This is a genomic window from Corallococcus sp. AB030 (assembly GCF_003668965.1).
In the GTDB taxonomy this organism is placed as follows: Bacteria; Myxococcota; Myxococcia; order Myxococcales; family Myxococcaceae; genus Corallococcus; species Corallococcus exiguus.
Genome location: NZ_RAWQ01000057.1, coordinates 1 through 15,855 on the forward strand (window position 1 = coordinate 1; position 15,855 = coordinate 15,855).

15 protein-coding genes are annotated in these 15,855 nt (G+C 68.0%); 5 read left to right on the forward strand and 10 right to left on the reverse strand.

The window, feature by feature from the left end; genetic code table 11:
• Nucleotides 1-613: general secretion pathway protein GspE (locus D7Y15_RS15855; RefSeq protein ID WP_121753112.1), on the reverse strand; the 613-nt coding region annotated here is incomplete at its 3' end.
• 102 nt (nucleotides 614-715) lie between these two features.
• Here D7Y15_RS15855 and D7Y15_RS15860 point away from each other — a divergent pair.
• Nucleotides 716-910, forward strand: a complete 195-nt coding sequence (locus D7Y15_RS15860; RefSeq protein WP_120581566.1) for a CPXCG motif-containing cysteine-rich protein — start codon at nucleotides 716-718, stop codon at nucleotides 908-910.
• Between the two features lie 225 nt (nucleotides 911-1,135).
• Complete coding sequence (locus D7Y15_RS15865) at nucleotides 1,136-1,585, forward strand: Hsp20/alpha crystallin family protein (protein ID WP_233597535.1); 450 nt, start codon at nucleotides 1,136-1,138, stop codon at nucleotides 1,583-1,585.
• 123 nt (nucleotides 1,586-1,708) lie between these two features.
• Here D7Y15_RS15865 and D7Y15_RS15870 read toward each other — a convergent pair whose 3' ends face one another.
• The 6 genes from D7Y15_RS15870 to D7Y15_RS15895 all read right to left on the reverse strand — a co-directional run bounded on the left by D7Y15_RS15870 (nucleotide 1,709) and on the right by D7Y15_RS15895 (nucleotide 7,877).
• A complete protein-coding gene (locus D7Y15_RS15870) occupies nucleotides 1,709-2,338 on the reverse strand; it encodes a response regulator (protein WP_120562008.1) in 630 nt (209 codons plus the stop codon).
• A 44-nt stretch (nucleotides 2,339-2,382) separates the two neighbouring features.
• A complete protein-coding gene (locus D7Y15_RS15875; protein ID WP_120581569.1) occupies nucleotides 2,383-2,958 on the reverse strand; it encodes an HAD family hydrolase in 576 nt (191 codons plus the stop codon).
• Nucleotides 2,959-2,981: 23 nt separating this feature from the next.
• Entirely contained in the window at nucleotides 2,982-3,818 is an 837-nt protein-coding gene (kdsA, locus tag D7Y15_RS15880) for a 3-deoxy-8-phosphooctulonate synthase (protein ID WP_120581567.1), read from the reverse strand.
• A complete protein-coding gene (locus D7Y15_RS15885; protein ID WP_121753113.1) occupies nucleotides 3,815-5,458 on the reverse strand; it encodes a CTP synthase in 1,644 nt (547 codons plus the stop codon). Before D7Y15_RS15885 ends, kdsA begins: the two co-directional genes overlap by 4 nt.
• 87 nt (nucleotides 5,459-5,545) lie before the next feature.
• Nucleotides 5,546-5,779, reverse strand: coding sequence for a hypothetical protein (locus D7Y15_RS15890; RefSeq protein WP_014393887.1), 234 nt, complete (start codon nucleotides 5,777-5,779; stop codon nucleotides 5,546-5,548).
• Nucleotides 5,780-6,107: 328 nt separating this feature from the next.
• Nucleotides 6,108-7,877: an ABC transporter ATP-binding protein gene (locus tag D7Y15_RS15895; protein WP_120577855.1), complete on the reverse strand. Its 1,770-nt coding sequence runs from the start codon at nucleotides 7,875-7,877 to the stop codon at nucleotides 6,108-6,110.
• Nucleotides 7,878-7,993: 116 nt separating this feature from the next.
• Between D7Y15_RS15895 and D7Y15_RS15900 the strand changes: the two genes are divergently transcribed.
• Nucleotides 7,994-8,842, forward strand: coding sequence for an aldo/keto reductase (locus D7Y15_RS15900; RefSeq protein ID WP_121753114.1), 849 nt, complete (start codon nucleotides 7,994-7,996; stop codon nucleotides 8,840-8,842).
• Here D7Y15_RS15900 and kdsB read toward each other — a convergent pair.
• On the reverse strand, nucleotides 8,835-9,581 hold the full coding sequence (kdsB, locus tag D7Y15_RS15905) for a 3-deoxy-manno-octulosonate cytidylyltransferase (protein ID WP_121753115.1): 747 nt from the start codon (nucleotides 9,579-9,581) through the stop codon (nucleotides 8,835-8,837). The two genes, D7Y15_RS15900 and kdsB, sit on opposite strands and share 8 nt — an antisense overlap.
• Before the next feature lie 105 nt (nucleotides 9,582-9,686).
• On the opposite strand from kdsB, the gene wecB reads away from it, so the two are divergent.
• Both wecB and D7Y15_RS15915 read left to right on the forward strand, forming a co-directional pair.
• Nucleotides 9,687-10,808: a non-hydrolyzing UDP-N-acetylglucosamine 2-epimerase gene (gene wecB, locus D7Y15_RS15910; RefSeq protein WP_120598896.1), complete on the forward strand. Its 1,122-nt coding sequence runs from the start codon at nucleotides 9,687-9,689 to the stop codon at nucleotides 10,806-10,808.
• A 105-nt stretch (nucleotides 10,809-10,913) separates the two neighbouring features.
• On the forward strand, nucleotides 10,914-11,891 hold the full coding sequence (locus D7Y15_RS15915) for an RluA family pseudouridine synthase (protein ID WP_121753116.1): 978 nt from the start codon (nucleotides 10,914-10,916) through the stop codon (nucleotides 11,889-11,891).
• On the opposite strand, the gene D7Y15_RS15920 is transcribed toward D7Y15_RS15915, so the two are convergent.
• Together D7Y15_RS15920 and D7Y15_RS15925 are read right to left on the reverse strand one after the other, a co-directional pair.
• Nucleotides 11,875-12,693: an alpha/beta fold hydrolase gene (locus D7Y15_RS15920; protein WP_121753117.1), complete on the reverse strand. Its 819-nt coding sequence runs from the start codon at nucleotides 12,691-12,693 to the stop codon at nucleotides 11,875-11,877. The genes D7Y15_RS15915 and D7Y15_RS15920 overlap by 17 nt on opposite strands.
• A 19-nt stretch (nucleotides 12,694-12,712) precedes the next feature.
• Nucleotides 12,713-15,847, reverse strand: a complete 3,135-nt coding sequence (locus tag D7Y15_RS15925) for an efflux RND transporter permease subunit (RefSeq protein WP_120598893.1) — start codon at nucleotides 15,845-15,847, stop codon at nucleotides 12,713-12,715.
• Between the last annotated feature and the right edge of the window lie 8 nt (nucleotides 15,848-15,855).

Sequence of the window (15,855 nt, forward strand, 5' to 3'; positions counted from 1 at the left end):
GGGCGGCGGGGGGCGGCGGCGCGGCGTTCGGGTCGACGATGTCGCTGATGCGCTTCACGACCGTCTTGCCGCTCATGTCCACGACCTTGAACTCCTCCTCCTCCGGGAGTTCGCCCGCGTCCTGCTGCTTGTTCGAGTCGGGCTTGAAGCGCTTCTTCTCCACCGGCTCCTGGCCGCGGTAGTGGCGCAGGATGGCGTGCTCGATTTCACGGTCGCCCGCCACCATGGGGACCACGCGGGCGCGGCTGCGCGCCGCGACCTGGTCCAACGTGGCCAGGTCCGTGGGGTCGGACATCGCCAGCACCAGCGTCTTCCCGTTGTCCTTGAGCTGCACGGGGAAGACGCCCTTTTGCTCGGCGAGCCCCACCTCCACGCGGGCGAGCGCCGCCGCGTCCTTGGTCAGGTTGCCCAGCTGCACGCGCGGCATTCCCAGGCCCTGGCAGATGGCCTGGGTGATGGTCTCCTCGGACGCCAGCCCCAGGTCCGCGATGACGCGCGACACGCGTCCGCCCCACTGGTCCAGTGAGGCGAGCGCGCTGCGTAGCTGCAACTCGTCGATGACGCGCGCCTTGACGAGGATGTCCGCGATGCGATTCCGGGAAGGGGGAGCCATGGGGTGGGGATTCTAGCGTCTGATGGCGCGGACGCTCAGTCCACGTCAATGAACCTGCCTTGAAGGCAGGGGAACATGGCTTGAAGGCAAGGAGGCTGGACCATGCAACCGTTCGCGGACGCCGCCACCCAGATGTGCCCGTACTGCGGCGAAGAGGTCGAAGTGGACGTGGACTCGCTGGGCGCCTCCTCCGAGTCCTACGTGGAGGACTGCCCCGTCTGCTGCCGCCCCTGGCAGGTGCACGTCACCCGGGGCGAGGACGGCGCCGCCGTCACGTTGGGCCGCGACGACGACTGAGCCTGGCCCCCCGCCAGGAGGGCAGGCAGGCGGGTACGAAGGCCTTTCGCGGGGGCTCCAGGACGTGCGGGGCCGTTCCTTGACACGTCCCGAAGCATGGTTCTCTTGAGTCTTGTGAGGCGCTGCCGGGCGCTCCTGGAAACAGGGTCCCGGCCACCCACTTCAACAACGACCGTGAACCCGCACGACGTGCGTCCCCAGGGACGTCACGAACAGGAGACGACCATGCTGAACGCTCGCTATCCCTTCAACAACGCCGCTGTCACCCACCCGCTGCTGCGCGACTTCGACTTCATCTTCCGCGAGCTGGCCTCGCCGGGCGTCCGCGAGGACGCCGAGCGCACCGTCACGCCCGCGGCGGACATCCTGGAGGCCGAGTCCGGCATCACGCTGCGCGTGGACCTGCCGGGCCATGACGCCAAGGCCATCCAGGTGAAGGTGGAGGACGGCGTGCTGACCGTGCGCTCCGAGCGCAAGGCCGAAGCCGTGCCGGAGGGCAGCGCCCTGCGGCGCCAGGAGCGCGCCTCGGGTGTGTACGCGCGCCAGTTCCGCCTGCCGGAGACGGTGGACGCGACCCGCGTGGAGGCCCGCTACGACAATGGCGTGCTCACCCTCACCCTGCCGCGTCGCGAGGAGACCAAGCCCCGCGTCGTCGAGGTGAAGGTCCAGGGTTGATGCGCGTGCATCAACACCCCATCAGGGAGGCCGCTGCCCTCGCTGTCGCGAGGCGCGGCGACTCCCGCAAGCATCGTTGCGACCCGAGGGCTTCCGCGGTGGCCGGCGGAAGCCCCCGTCCCATCACTTGCGAGCAGCGCTGGTGTTGAGCGCCAGCGGCACCCGGAACAGCTCCATCACCTGAGTCACGTCCAGCGGCTTGGCCAGGCACGCCACCGCGCCGGCCTGCTTGGACTGCTCCACGACGTCGGGCGTGTGCATGCTCGTCATGGTGATGAGACGCACGCCTTCCATCTGCTTGCGCGCGCGGATGCGCTTGCAGACCTCGATGCCGTCGATGTCCGGCATGTTGAGGTCGATGATCATCCCGTGCGGCTTCTGCTCCGACACCAGCAGCAGCGCCTCCACGCCGCTCGTGGTCGTCTGAAGCTCCACCTGGTTCGCGTGCGGCTTGAACGCGCGCTTGATGGCGTCCAGCACCGGGCGCTCGTCGTCCACGACCAGCAGGCGCACCGTGCTGCTACCCAGCTCCTCGGGCACGGGCATCTGGTGGGTGACCAGGAAGGTGCGCAGGTCCGTCGAACGCACCCGGCGGTGGCCACCCGGAGTCCGGAAGGCCATCAGGATGCCGCGGTCAATCCACTTGCTCACCGTCGACGGGTCCACCTGAAGCAACCGACTGATGTCGTGCGTCGTGTAGAGCTGGTCCGTCATCGCCGTACTCCCCTCGGACTGCATCGTTCCACTAGCCATGGAAATAAACACCTACCTTGAATGCGGGGTTTGATCAACCCACCCTACGACGTGCTGCGTTTATCTGTGCTTCTCATCAGACCCACGGCGTCATCCCAACGGCCACTGGCACGGAGGCACAGCTCCACAAGCTCACGGGCGGCTCCGTGACCGCCCACGTTCGTCGTAACGAAGTCTGCTTCCTGGCGCACCTCTGGAACAGCATCCGCCGGACAGGCGGACAGCCCTGAGAGTGACATGGGGTCCAGGTCGTTCAGGTCGTCTCCCATATACGCGCACTGATTCGCGGGTATCTGGAGTTGGGCGAGCAATTCAAGGAAGGCGGGACCCTTCTCCTTGCGGCCCTGGAAGATGGCGGCGAGGCCCAATTCTCGGCCTCGCGCCTCGACGATGCGGGACGTGCGCGCGGTGAGGATGGCGGCGGGCAGGCCCACCAGCCGGGCCATGACGAGCGCATGGCCATCCTTCACGTTGAAGCGCTTCATCACTTCGCCGTTGTCGCCGTAATACAGCGCGCCGTCGGTGAGGACGCCATCCACGTCGAACACGAGCAGTCGCACGCGCGACGCACGGGACGTCAGCTCTTCCTTGCCCGGCTTGGAAGGCGCTTCCGTCTGCATGGCCTCCTCACCTTTCGCATGCATCAACTGGCTTCGTGACCCAGCGCGCGGCGGATGCTGAGTACATCTCGTAGCACGTCCTCGAACATCTGTGGATTGAGCGAGCACGGACCGTCACACAGGGCACGGTCGGGGTCTTCGTGGACTTCTGTGAATAAAGCGTCAATCCCGGCGGCGGCGGCGCTGCGGGCGAGCAGCGAGACGAACCGGCGCTCGCCGCCTGTCTTTCCGTCGCTGGAGCTGGGGAGCTGGACGGCGTGGGTGGCGTCCATGCAGACCACGAGGCCGGCCTCGCGCATCTGGGCGAAGCCGCGCATGTCCACGACGAGGTTGTTGTAGCCGAAGGAGGAACCGCGCTCGGTGACGAGCACGTTGGGGTTGCCCGCCTCCACTGCTTTCTTCGCCGAGTGGACGATGTCCTTGGGGGCCACGAACTGTCCCTTCTTCAAGTTCACCCCCTTGCCCGAGCGGGCCACCGCCTCCACGAGGTCCGTCTGCCGACAGAGGAAGGCGGGTATCTGGATGATATCCACGACTTCAGCGGCAGGCCCGACGTGGCTGGTTTCATGGACGTCCGTGAGAACGGGCACTCCCACCTCCCGACGGACGCGGTCCAGGATTCTCAGACCTTCCTTCAAACCCGGACCGCGGAAGGACTTCCCGCTGGTCCGGTTGGCTTTGTCATAGGAACATTTGAAGGCATACGGAACGCCCAGCCGGGACGTGATGCCCTTGAGCAGGTGGGCGTGTCTCAGGGCCATCTCCTCGGACTCGATGCTGTCCGGGCCGGCGATGACGAAGAGGCGCTGGCCGGGGCCGACCTTGTGGCCGCACAGCTCGATGGAGGGGGTGTTGCTCATGAGCGCACCGGGAGGGCCGGGGTCCGGTGGGCGTCCCGCTGGGCGAGCGCCGCGCCGATGAAGCCGGAGAACAGGGGGTGGGGGGCGAAGGGCTTGCTCTTGAACTCAGGGTGGAACTGGCAGCCCACGAAGTACGGGTGGTCCGCGAGCTCAATCATCTCCACCAGGTTCAGCTCCGGGTTGTGGCCGGAGATGACGAGCCCGGCCTCCTGGAGCCGGCCGCGGTAGGAGTTGTTGACCTCGTAGCGGTGGCGGTGGCGCTCCTGGATGGCCTCCTGGCCGTAGAGCTTGTGCGCGACGCTGCCGGGCTTGAGCGCGCACGCGTAGCTGCCCAGGCGCATGGTGCCGCCCTTGTCCTGCACCTTCACCTGGCTCTCCATGAGCGTCACCACGGGGTGCGCGGTGTGCTCGTCGAACTCCAGGCTGTTGGCGCCCTTCAAGCCCAGCACGGTGCGGCTGAACTCCACCACGGCCATCTGGAGGCCCAGGCAGATGCCGAAGAAGGGGAGCTTGTTCTCACGCGCGTAGCGGACCGCGGCGATCTTCCCTTCGGTGCCGCGCACGCCGAAGCCGCCGGGCACGAGCACCGCGTCCACGCCCTCGAGCGTCTTCTCCGGCCCTTGAGCCTCCACGTCCTGGCTGTCCACGAAGCGCAGCTTCACTCGCACGTCGTTGGCGATGCCGCCGTGGAGCAGGGACTCGTTGAGGCTCTTGTAGCTCTCCGTGAGGTTCACGTACTTGCCCACGATGCCGACGGTGACCTCACCGCGCGCGGGCTCGTAGATTTTGCGGACGATGGTCTCCCACTTCTCCAGGTGGGGCGCGCGGCTCCAGATGTTGAGCACCTCCGCCAGCCGCTCATCCAGGCCCTGGCGGTGCAGCTCCAGGGGCAGCTCGTAGATGCTGCGCACGTCCGGGGACGTGAACACGTTGCCGTTGTCCACGTTGCAGAACATGGCGATCTTGTCCTTCAGCTCGCGCGAAATCTCCCGGTCCGTGCGGCACAGGAGGAAGTCCGGCTGGATGCCGATTTCGCGCAGCTTCATCACCGAGTGCTGCGTGGGCTTGGTCTTCACTTCACCCGCGGCGCCGATGTACGGCAGCAGCGTCAGGTGGATGTAGACGGCGTTCTGGCTGCCCACGTCGTAGCGCATCTGGCGGATGGCCTCGAGGAAGGGCAGGGACTCGATGTCGCCCACCGTTCCGCCGACCTCCACGATGACGACGTCCACGTCCTGGGCGGCCTGGCGGATGCTGGCCTTGATCTCATCCGTGATGTGCGGAATCACCTGGACGGTCTTGCCCAGGTACTCGCCACGGCGTTCCTTGGTGATGACCGCGTTGTAGATGCGGCCGGAGGTGAAGTTGTTGAGGCGGCTCATCCGGGCGTGGGTGAACCGCTCGTAGTGGCCCAGGTCCATGTCGGTCTCGCCACCGTCCTCGGTGACGAACACTTCGCCGTGCTGGAAGGGGCTCATCGTGCCCGGATCCACGTTGATGTAGGGATCCAGCTTGATGAGCGTGATGTCCAGCCCGCGGTTCTCAAGGAGGGCGCCAATGGATGCGGAGGCCAGTCCCTTCCCCAGCGAGCTGACCACGCCGCCCGTCACGAAGATGAACTTGGTTTTCTTGGAGCGCATGTCCCTTCCTGCCAAGAGGGCCAGGGGGCGTCAAATATTCTCTGACGCACGGACGGCCGGCTGGCCCCGACCCGCAGGGGCAGCCCTTCACTGCGCGTCCCAACCCCCGGGTCGGGCGACAGCGAACTGCTGGGCGGTGGGCTGGCCGACGCGGAAATGGCGCAGGTCGCACCCCCGGCAACTCCAGCCTTCCCAGCCTTTCTTCACGACCTGGTGCAGGCAGGCATCGTAGTTGGGACAAAAAAGATTGCGCTGGTCATCCACCGTCTCCTCGTCACGGAGGGCAGAGGGCAGCGGGATGGGACATGGCGTGATGGACACGGAAGTTCTCCGGCAGGCGACCCCTACGGTCGTGGATGGCACTTCCCCCCGGCGGCCACGAACCGGTGGGTGGACAGGACATTCCCGGTAGGGAGGGGGACGAAAAAAGTCGCCCCCGTCGGCAAGGACGGGGGCGACTCGTTACCGCAGGCGTCACTTCCGCCGGGGACAACCCGCGTTAGCAGGCCACCGCGACGGAGGTGGACGCCTTGATCTTGCTGTCGTTCAAGGCATCACCTCCTTTCTTGCGGCAGCAGAGATAATGCGCGCCCTCATTTCCCGCCATGAAGACCGCGAGGTGGGCGGGGGTCGTCCGAGGAACGAGCGTTCAGGCGGCGACGACCTGGCGCTCCACGAGGCGGCGGTACAAGCCGTCCTGCGTCATGAGGGTGGAGTGGGTGCCGCTCTGCACCACGCGGCCGTGCTCCATCACCAGCACGCGCTGGGCGTTGGCCACGGTGGACAGGCGGTGGGCGATGATGAGCGTGGTGCGGCCCTGCATCAGCCGGTCCAGGGCGTCCTTCACCAGGTGCTCGCTCTCTGAATCCAGGGCGGACGTCGCCTCATCCAGGATGAGGATGCGCGGGTCCTTGAGCACGGCCCGCGCGATGGCCACGCGCTGCTTCTGGCCGCCGGACAGCTGCACGCCGCGCTCGCCCACCTCCGTGCGGTAGCCGTCAGGGAAGCGCTGGATGAAGTCGTGCGCGTTCGCGGCGCGGGCGGCGGCCTCCACCTCCGCGTCGGTGGCGTCCGGGCGGCCGTAGCGGATGTTGTCCGCGATGGAGCAGGAGAAGAGCAGGGGCTCCTGGGCGACCATGCCCACGTGGCGCCGCAGCCAGCTGGGGTCCAGGGACTTCAGGGGGCGGCCGTCCAGGCGCAGCTCGCCCTGGAGCGGATCATAGAAGCGCGACAGGAGGGCGGCGAGGGTGGACTTGCCGGCGCCGGAGGAGCCCACCACGGCGACGACCTCGCCCGCGTTGACGGTGAGGTCGATGCCCTGGAGCACCGGCACGTCCGGACGCGTGGGGTAGGCGAAGTGCACGCCGTGCAGCTCCACGCGGCCTTCGACGGTGGCGGGGCGCTCGCCCTCGTTGGCGGGGATGGAGGGCGCGCGGTCCATCAGCTCGAAGACGCGCTCGGCGGCGCCGGAGGCGCGCATGAAGTCCGCCCAGAGGTCCGCCAGGGAGCCCAGGGAGACGGCCACGAGCATCGTGTAGATGAGGAACGAGGTGAGGGCGCCCACGGAGAGCTCGCCGTCCACCACCAGCCGGCCGCCGTACCAGAACACCACCACCGCGGCGATGTAGCCCGCGCTGGAGGCGCCCCCCATGAAGGCGGCGGACTGGCGCGCGCGGTTGCGGGCGACCTCGTAGGCGTTGCGCACGGAGTTGCCGTAGCGCGCCACCTCCGAGGGTTCCGCCGCGAAGGAGCGCACGGTGCGCATGCCGGACAGGCTCTCCTCGGCGACCTCGCTGGCCTTGGCGAGCGCGTCCTGCACGTTGCGCGACAGCCCGCGCACGCGCCGGCCGTAGACCATGCCGCCCACGGCGACGACGGGCACGATGGCGAGCATCAGGAAGGTGAGCGAGGGCGAAGTGTAGAAGAGCAGCACGATGCCGCCCAGGGCCTGCACGGCGTTGCGCAGCCCCATGGAGATGTTCGCGCTCACCGTGTTCTGGAGCACCGTGGTGTCGGAGGCGAGCCGGCTGGTGAGCTCTCCGGTGCGGTGCGTGTCGAAGAAGGCCACCTCCTGGTCCATGAGGCGCCGGAAGAAGTCATGGCGCAGGCGCATGACCACGCGCTCGCCGGCGTTGGTGAAGAGGTAGAAGCGCACGGCGGTGGCCACGCCCTGGACCAGGAAGACGGCCAGCATGACGAGCGCGGCCTTGTCGATGAGGCCGCGGTTCTTCGCGTTGAGGGCCTCGTCGATGAGGATGCGGACGCCCTGGGGGTAGACCAGGCTGGCGCCGCTGCTGATGAACAGGAAGACGGTGGCGACCAGCAGCGTGCCCAGCTCAGGGCGGGCGAGCGCCAGCAGGCGGCGCCCGGTGACCCCGGAGGAGAGGTGCGGTGTCGAAGCGGTAACGGAGGGAGGCACCGGCGGAGCCTACCGGACTGTCGGGGGACGTGCAGCCCGGACGGTGTCCGCAGGGCCGGGATGCAGGCGGGTGGCCTGGGTGGTATTCCAAGGCACGTTCCATGCGAGGAGGGGCCATGGAGAAGCGCGTCTTTGGCAACACCGGGGTGGCGGTGCCGGTCATCGGACAGGGCACCTGGCAGATGGAGGAAGACAACGCGGAAGCAGCCGTCCGAGCCCTGCGCGCCGGGCTGGACCTGGGGCTCACGCACCTGGACACCGCGGAGCTCTACGGCCAGGGGCAGGTGGAGGAGGCCCTGGTGGCGAAGGCCATCGAGGGCCGGCGCGAGGAGGTGTACCTCGTCTCCAAGGTGATGCCGTCCAACGCGACGCGGAGGGGCACGGTGGCCGCCTGCGAGCGCAGCCTGAAGCGCCTGGGCACGGACCACCTGGACTGCTACCTGTTGCACTGGCCCGGTTCGCACCCGCTGGAGGGCACGGTGGAGGCCTTCGAGGAGCTGGTCGCGGCGGGGAAGATCCGCTCCTGGGGTGTGAGCAACTTCGGGGTGGAGGACCTGGAGGAGGTGCTGGCACTCGCGGGCAAGGGGCGCATCGCGTGCAACCAGGTGCTGTACCACCTGGAGGAGCGCGCCATCGAGCACGCGGTCATCCCGTGGTGCGAGGCGCAGGGCGTGGCGGTGGTGGCCTACAGCCCCTTCGGCAACGGGCAGTTCCCGTCACCCACCAGCGCGGGCGGCAAGGTGCTGGCGTCCATCGCGAAGGCGCACGGCGTGACGCCCTTCCAGGTGGCGCTCCAGTTCCTGGTGCGGCGGCCGTCGGTGTTCGCCATCCCCAAGGCGAGCAACGCGGCGCACGTGCGAGACAACGCGAGCGCGGCTTCGCTGAAGCTCACGGAGGACGAGCTCCAGCGCATCGACGCGGCCTTCCCGAAGGGCGACGAGCCGGACGAGCTGCCCGTCATCTGACGGCAGCGCGCTCGCGCATCACCGCTTCCACTCGGGCTACATCCTCCGGCACGTCCACCGCCACGCTGCGCCAGTTCACGCTGGCGCAGCGGATGCGCAGGCCGTGCTCCAGGGCGCGCAGTTGCTCCAGCTTCTCCGCCTCCTCCAGTGGGGTGGGGCTGAGTTCGGCGAGTTGGAGCAGCGTGTCCCGCCGGTAGCCATAGAGGCCCAGGTGGGCCCAGCGGCGCACGGGTGTGCCGGGCTCGCGGGCGTGCGGCACCGTGGCTCGGCTGAAGTAGAGCGCGTCGCCGTTGAGGGCGAGCACGGCCTTCACCACGTTGGGGTTGTCCACCTCCTCCGGCTCCAGGGGGCGCACCAGCGTGGCCATGTTCACGGCTTCGTCCTGGAAGAGCTCCGCGAGCACCTTGAGGGCGGCGGGGTCCACGAGCGGCTCATCCCCCTGCACGTTCACCCACACCTCCACGTCCGGACGGGCGCGGGCGACCTCCGCGATGCGGTCCGTGCCGGTGGGGCAGGTGGGGCTGGTCATCACCGCCTTGCCGCCGAAGGACTCCACGACGTCGCGGATCCGCGTGTCGTCGGTGGCCACCCACACCTCGTCGAAGGCGCTGGCTTCCTGACAGCGGCGCCAGACGTGTTCGATCATCGGACGGCCGGCGATGAGGGCGAGCGGCTTGCCAGGGAAGCGGGTGCTGGCATGGCGGGCGGGGATGACGGCCACGGTGTAGGAGGCGGGCATGGGGCGGCATCTATCAGATTCAGGACGTCCCGCCGCGCTTGGGGAGGGGCTGACTGGCGCCCACCACTGGCCAGAACTGGCGCCATGCCTAGCTTCCGGGGCGACATGAAGAAGGTCATCCACATCGTTGGCGCGCGTCCCAATTTCATGAAGGTGGCACCCATTCACCGGGCCATCTCCGCGCGTACGTCCCTGCGGCAGCTCGTCATCCACACCGGCCAGCACTACGACGCGAAGATGAGTGACGTCTTCTTCGCGGACCTGGGCTTGCCTCCGCCCGAAATCCACCTGGGCATCGGCTCCGGCAGCCACGCCGAGCAGACGGCGAAGATGATGGTGGAGATGGAGAAGGTCTTCCTCCAGGAGAAGCCGGACCTGGTCTCCGTGGTGGGCGACGTGAACAGCACCATCGCCGCGGCGCTCGTCACGTCCAAGCTGGCGATTCCGCTGTCCCACGTGGAAGCGGGCCTGCGCAGCTTCGAGCGGCACCAGCCGGAGGAGATCAACCGCGTCGTCACCGACCGGCTCTCCGACCTGCTGCTCACGCCGTCGCGCGACGCGGACGCGAACCTCTTGAAGGAGGGCATCGACCCGAAGCACATCCACCTGGTGGGCAACGTGATGATCGACTCGCTCCTGTCGTCCAAGGAGAAGGCCGACCAGCTGCCCACGCTGAAGAACCTGGGCCTGACGCCGAAGGGCTACGTGGTGGCGACGCTGCACCGGCCGTCCAACGTGGACAACCCGAAGCTGCTGGCGGGCCTGCTGGGCGTGCTGATGGACGTGGCGAAGGAGCTGCCCGTCGTGTTCCCGGTGCACCCTCGCACGCGGAAGATGATTTCGGAGCAGGGGCTGGCTTCCAAGCTGGAGCAGACGCCGGGGCTCAAGCTGGTGGACCCCATGGGCTACCTGGAGTTCCTGTCCGTCACGTCGCAGGCGAAGCTGGTGATGACGGACTCCGGCGGCCTGCAGGAGGAGACCACCGCGCTGAACGTGCCGTGCCTCACCATGCGCGAGCAGACCGAGCGCCCCATCACCGTGGAGGTCGGCTCCAACGAGGTGGTGGGCACCGACCCCGCGCGCATCCGCGAGGCCGCGAACCGCGTGCTGTCCGGCGACTTCAAGAAGGGCCGCGTGCCGGAGCTGTGGGACGGCCGCACGGGCGAGCGCATCGCGGACCTGTACTCGCGCTTCCTGGGCGTGGAGACGAAGCGCGCCTTCGGGTGAGCTGACGCGTTCGTGAAGCAATCAGGCCGCCGGGTGCTCGCGTCTTCGTGCGCGGGGGCCGGGCGGCCTTCGTGTTTCAAAGCGTGGTAGAGCGTCGGGTCCGCCATGCGTGAAGACTCCGAGAGCGCTCCGGTCATCCCCGACGGCTACGTCGACATCCCGTTCGTCGTGGAGCCGAACTACGCGGGGTGGCGGTTGGACCGGTACCTCTGCGAGAAGATCCGCCGCATGGACCTGGAGCGCGTGCGGGGCATCATCCTGCGCGGCGTCCTGTGCGACGAGTACCGGCTCAAGCCCTCCACGCCCGTGTACCCGGGGCTCACCTTCCGCATCCGCCGCCCCGCGAGCCAGGAGCCCGTGACGCCCACGGAGCTGCCCGTCGTCTTCTCCGATGACTGGCTGCTGGTGTTGGACAAGCCGGCGGGGCTGCCCATCCACCCCACCGCGCGCTACCACAAGGGCACGCTGGTGACGCTCCTGCGTGAGCGCTTCGGTGAGCGCTTCGCGGAGCCCGCGCACCGGCTGGACCGCGAGACGAGCGGGCTGGTGGTGTGTGGCCGCACCACCGAGTCCTGCCGTGTGCTGGGTGGACTGTTCCTGTCGCGCGATGTGCACAAGGAGTACCTGGCGCTGTGCGAGGGCCAGCCTTCCGAGGACACCTTCGTCGTGGATGCGCCCATCGCGGAAGGCACGGACCTGATCCGCATCGCCGTGCGCATCGACCCGGTGGTGGGCAAGCCCAGTCGTACGCGCTTCCAGGTGCTTCAGCGCTTCACTCATGGCGGCGCGCCGTTCGCGCTGCTGCGCTGCTTTCCGGAGACGGGACGGCAGCATCAGATTCGCATCCACCTGCGCGAGGCGGGTTTTCCTCTGGTGGGCGACAAGATGTACGGGCCGGACCCCGGCTACTTCGACCGGTTCAGCAAGCACTCGCTGGAGCCGGAGGCGTGGGCCCGGCTGCGGTTGCCGCGCCATGCGCTTCACGCGGAGCGCATCACGTTCCCGCACCCGGGCACCGGGGAGTCCGTCACCTTCGCGTCGCCGCTTCCCGATGACTTGAAGGACTTCATCGCCGGGAGTTGATCGGCCCGGCCAGTTCACGCAGGAACGACGCGACCACCTCCGCCAGGCGCTCGGGTTGGTCATACGGGAGGCCGTGGCCGGCGTCCTGTATCTGTTCGATTCGCAGGCGTGGGTTGAGGCTCCGCAGCTCCGTTGCCATCTCGAGCGTGACGACGGGGCTGCTGTCCCCGATGACGAGGAGAATGGGGACGTCAATCGCGCTCACCACTTCGCGATACTCGGGGTTGGGCGGCGTGAGGACGTCGAAGGCTTCCGTGCGGGTCTTCAGTCTCGCCTCGGCGAGATGCTCGATGAGCTCGGGCGAACGATGCGGCTGCCGGGCTCGGGCCTGGGCAACGAGCTCAGGTTTGCTGAAGCCGAGGGTCCGGCGGTGTTGTTCGGCGACGTCGCTGGCGTGCACCTCGCGTTGGCGCTCGGGGCTCAAGAACGTCGGGTCGACCAGGATGACGCCGCGGAGGCCCGCCGTCCCTCGACTTGCGACCACCGCGGCGGTCATCCCACCCATCGAGTGGCCCAGCAGCACCGGACGCGAGAGCTCCAGGCCTTGGATGAGTCCCACGACGTCGCTTGCGTGTTCGTCGTACTGGTAGCCGTGGCGCGGCGCGCTCGAACCGCCGTGCCCTCGGGCGTCGGGCATGACGACATCGAATTCACCTTCGAGCCCGCGCGCCACGGAAGTCCAGCAGGCGCCGCTCCCGATCAATCCATGGAGCAGGACGACGGGAGGTCTGGCGCCTCCCGTCCGGAGATAGTGGAGGTCGATGCCGTTCGCTTCACAGACTCCACTCTTCCAGGTCGTCATGGGACTCCGTGAACCTCCATCAGCCTGCCTTGCGGAGGTTCTTCGCTCCGGGCACCACGCGCAACAGTTGCTCGGGCATCCGGTCCACGACCTGCTCCGTGAAGCGGGCGAAGATGCGGAAGAGCACCGGCAACAGCACCAGCGTCAGTGCGCAGGCGGAGATGGTTCCGGACACGATGACGATGGCCAGGGGCTTCTGCATCTCCGAGCCGATGCCGTTGCTCAAGCACGCCGGCACGAGGCCCAGCGCCGCCAGCGCTGCCGTCATCAGCACAGGGCGCAGGCGTTCGCGGCTTCCGTGGAGGATGGCGTCGTCCAGCGACTCTCCCGCCTCCCTCCGTTCCGCGATGGCGCTCATCACCAACACTCCGTTGAGCGCCGCCTGGCCGATGAGCGCGATGAAGCCCACCGCCGCCGCCACGCTCAGTGGCATGCCCGCCCAGTACAGGCCGAACACGCCTCCCATCAGCGCGAAGGGCACGTTGAGCAGCGTCACCACCGCGCGGCCGAAGGAGTTGAACGCCTTGAAGAGCAGCAGCAGCGTGAGCACCAGCGCCACCGGCAGCACGGTGAGGAGCCGGTCCATCGCGCGCTCCTTGCTCTCGAACTCGCCGCCCCACTCGACGCTCATCCCCACGGGGGGCGGGGCTTCCTTCTGGAGCAGCGCTTGTGCGTCCTTCACGAAGGAGCCCAGGTCCCGGCCTCGCACGTTCATGCGCACTCCGATGTAGCGCCGGCCGTTCTCGCGGTTGATGGAGGCCCGGCCGAAGCCCGTCTTCACCTTGGCCAGCTCGTTCAGCGGCACCAGCACGCCTCCCTCCACGGGCACTCGCAGGTGGGAGATCTTCTCCACGTCGTCCCGGCTGGACATGGGCAGGCGCATCACCACGTCGAAGCGGCGCTCGCCCTCCCAGAACTCGCTGAGCGGCCGGCCGCCCACCGCCGTCTGGAAGACGTGCTGGAAGTCTCCCAGTGACATGCCGTGGCGGGCCAGCGCTACACGGTCCGGGGTCACCTGGATGCTGGGCACCTCACCGCTCTTCACGATGCCCAGGTCCGCGACGCCGTCCACCTTCGACAGCGTGCGCTTCACCTTCTGCGAATACTCCTGGAGCACCTGGAGGTCGTCGCCGAAGAGCTTCACCGCGAGCTGGCCCTGCTGGCCGCTGATGCTCTCGTTCACGTTGTCGCCAATGGGCTGGCTGAAGCTCACCTCCATGCCCGGGACCTCAGATACGGAGCGCTGGAGGACCTCCAGCACGTCGTCCAACTTTGGTGTGCTCTTGGGCCACTCGGCGGGTGGCTTGAGCTTCACGAAGAACTCCAGGTTGTTGGTGAGCTTCGCGTCGGTGCCGTCCTCCGGGCGGCCCAACTGGCTGAGCACTCCGTCCACCTGCGGCGCCGCGCGCAGCAGGCCTTCGATTCGCGGCACCAGCTTGCGGCCCTCCGACAGGGAGATGTTCGAGGGCATGGTGAAGGTCAGGTAGAGGCTGCCTTCGTTGAGCGCCGGGAGGAACTCGCTGCCCATGCGCGGGACGAGCGCTCCCGCGAAGAGCAGGCCCGCCGTGCACACCGCGACCACGGTGCCCGGGTGCTTGAGGCTCCAGGTCAGCACGGGGCCATAGGCCTTGTCCGCGGCTCGCAGCACCGGTGATTCCCTGTGCTTCACTGGCTTGCGGTAGACGAACGATGCCAGCACCGGGATGAGCGTGACGGAGAAGACGAGCGCACCCAGCAGCGCCGCCACCACCGTGTTCGCCATGGGCGCGAAGATGCGGCCCTCCACCCGCTGCAACATGAAGATGGGCAGGTACGCCGCGATGATGATGAGCAGCGAGAACACCGTGGGGCGCACCACCGCCTTCGTCGCGCGCTGGATGCGTTCGAGCGGGGTTTCCCCCTCGTACTGGTGGCCGGACATGCGCGCCAGGATGCTCTCGATGATGACCACGCCTCCGTCCACGATGACGCCGAAGTCCACCGCGCCCATGGACAGCAGGTTCGCCGACATGCCTCGCATCTTCAGGTAGATGAACGACGCCAGCAGCGAGAGGGGAATCAGGACGCCCACGACGATGGCGGCCCGCAGGTCCAAGAGGAAGATGAAGAGGACCAGCGTGACGAGCAGCGCGCCCTCCAGCAGGTTGTGGCCCACCGTGCGCAACGTCGTGTTCACCAGGTCCGTGCGGTCGTAGAACGGATCAATGTGAGCGTCGTCCGTCTGGAGGCGGCCGTTCACCGCGGTCACCGCGTCGCGCACGCGGGAGAGCACCACGGAGGGGTTCTCTCCCCGGCGCATCAGCACGATGCCCTGCACCACGTCACCGTCGCCGTCGCGGCTGACCACGCCCTGGCGAGGGGACCAGCCCTCGTTCACGTCCGCCACGTCCTTGAGGAACACGGGCGTGCCTTCGTGCGTGGCCACCCGCACGTCGCGGATGTCGTCCAGCGAGCGGAAGAGGCCCTCGCTGCGGATGACGAACTGTTCGGAGCCTCGCTCCAGCACGCCGCCGCTCGCGTTCTCCGAGCCGTCCTTCAGCGCGTCCTCCACGTCATCCAGCGTGAGGCCGAACGCCGCGAGCTTCACGGGATCCGGCTGGATGTGGATCTCCTTGAGGAGGCCTCCGTAGCTGACGACGTCCGCGACGCCGTCCACTCGCAAGAGGCCCGGCCGCACCACCCAGTCCTGGAGCGTGCGCAGCTTCATCGGGTCGCCCTTCGCGCCCTTGAGCGTGTAGCGGTAGATCTCTCCGATGGGGGTGGCCAGCGGGCCCAGGGAGGGCGTGAGTCCCTCCGGCAGCTCCGCGTCGCGCAGGCGCTCCAGCACCTGGGCTCGGGCGAAGAGCACGTCGGTGTTGTCGTTGAAGCTCAGCGTCACGAACGACAGGCCGAACATGGAGAGGTTGCGCAGGCGCGTCAGGCCCGGGATGCCGTTGAGGGCGCGCTCCAGCGGGAGGCCAATCTGGCGCTCCACCTCTTCCGACGGCTGGCCCGGATAGAGGGTGATGACGTTGACCTGGGTGTCCGTGGGATCCGGGAAGGCTTCCACGGTGAGGTCGGTGAAGCAGAACCAGCCCCAGATGGCGGTGAGCAGCGTGAGGAACACCACCGCCGCGCGGTTCTTCAGACTGAAGTCGACGAGCTTTTCGAACATGGGTGTCT

Excerpts from the sequence above, each read along its gene's own strand:
- D7Y15_RS15860 (WP_120581566.1), top strand. The coding sequence starts at position 716 with ATGCAACCGTTCGCGGACGCCGCCACCCAGATGTGCCCGTACTGCGGC.
- D7Y15_RS15865 (WP_233597535.1), top strand. The coding sequence starts at position 1,136 with ATGCTGAACGCTCGCTATCCCTTCAACAACGCCGCTGTCACCCACCCG.
- D7Y15_RS15870 (WP_120562008.1), bottom strand. The coding sequence starts at position 2,338 with ATGGCTAGTGGAACGATGCAGTCCGAGGGGAGTACGGCGATGACGGAC.
- D7Y15_RS15875 (WP_120581569.1), bottom strand. The coding sequence starts at position 2,958 with ATGCAGACGGAAGCGCCTTCCAAGCCGGGCAAGGAAGAGCTGACGTCC.
- kdsA (WP_120581567.1), bottom strand. The coding sequence starts at position 3,818 with ATGAGCAACACCCCCTCCATCGAGCTGTGCGGCCACAAGGTCGGCCCC.
- D7Y15_RS15885 (WP_121753113.1), bottom strand. The coding sequence starts at position 5,458 with ATGCGCTCCAAGAAAACCAAGTTCATCTTCGTGACGGGCGGCGTGGTC.
- D7Y15_RS15900 (WP_121753114.1), top strand. The coding sequence starts at position 7,994 with ATGGAGAAGCGCGTCTTTGGCAACACCGGGGTGGCGGTGCCGGTCATC.
- kdsB (WP_121753115.1), bottom strand. The coding sequence starts at position 9,581 with ATGCCCGCCTCCTACACCGTGGCCGTCATCCCCGCCCGCCATGCCAGC.
- wecB (WP_120598896.1), top strand. The coding sequence starts at position 9,687 with ATGAAGAAGGTCATCCACATCGTTGGCGCGCGTCCCAATTTCATGAAG.
- D7Y15_RS15915 (WP_121753116.1), top strand. The coding sequence starts at position 10,914 with ATGCGTGAAGACTCCGAGAGCGCTCCGGTCATCCCCGACGGCTACGTC.
- D7Y15_RS15920 (WP_121753117.1), bottom strand. The coding sequence starts at position 12,693 with ATGACGACCTGGAAGAGTGGAGTCTGTGAAGCGAACGGCATCGACCTC.
- D7Y15_RS15925 (WP_120598893.1), bottom strand. The coding sequence starts at position 15,847 with ATGTTCGAAAAGCTCGTCGACTTCAGTCTGAAGAACCGCGCGGCGGTG.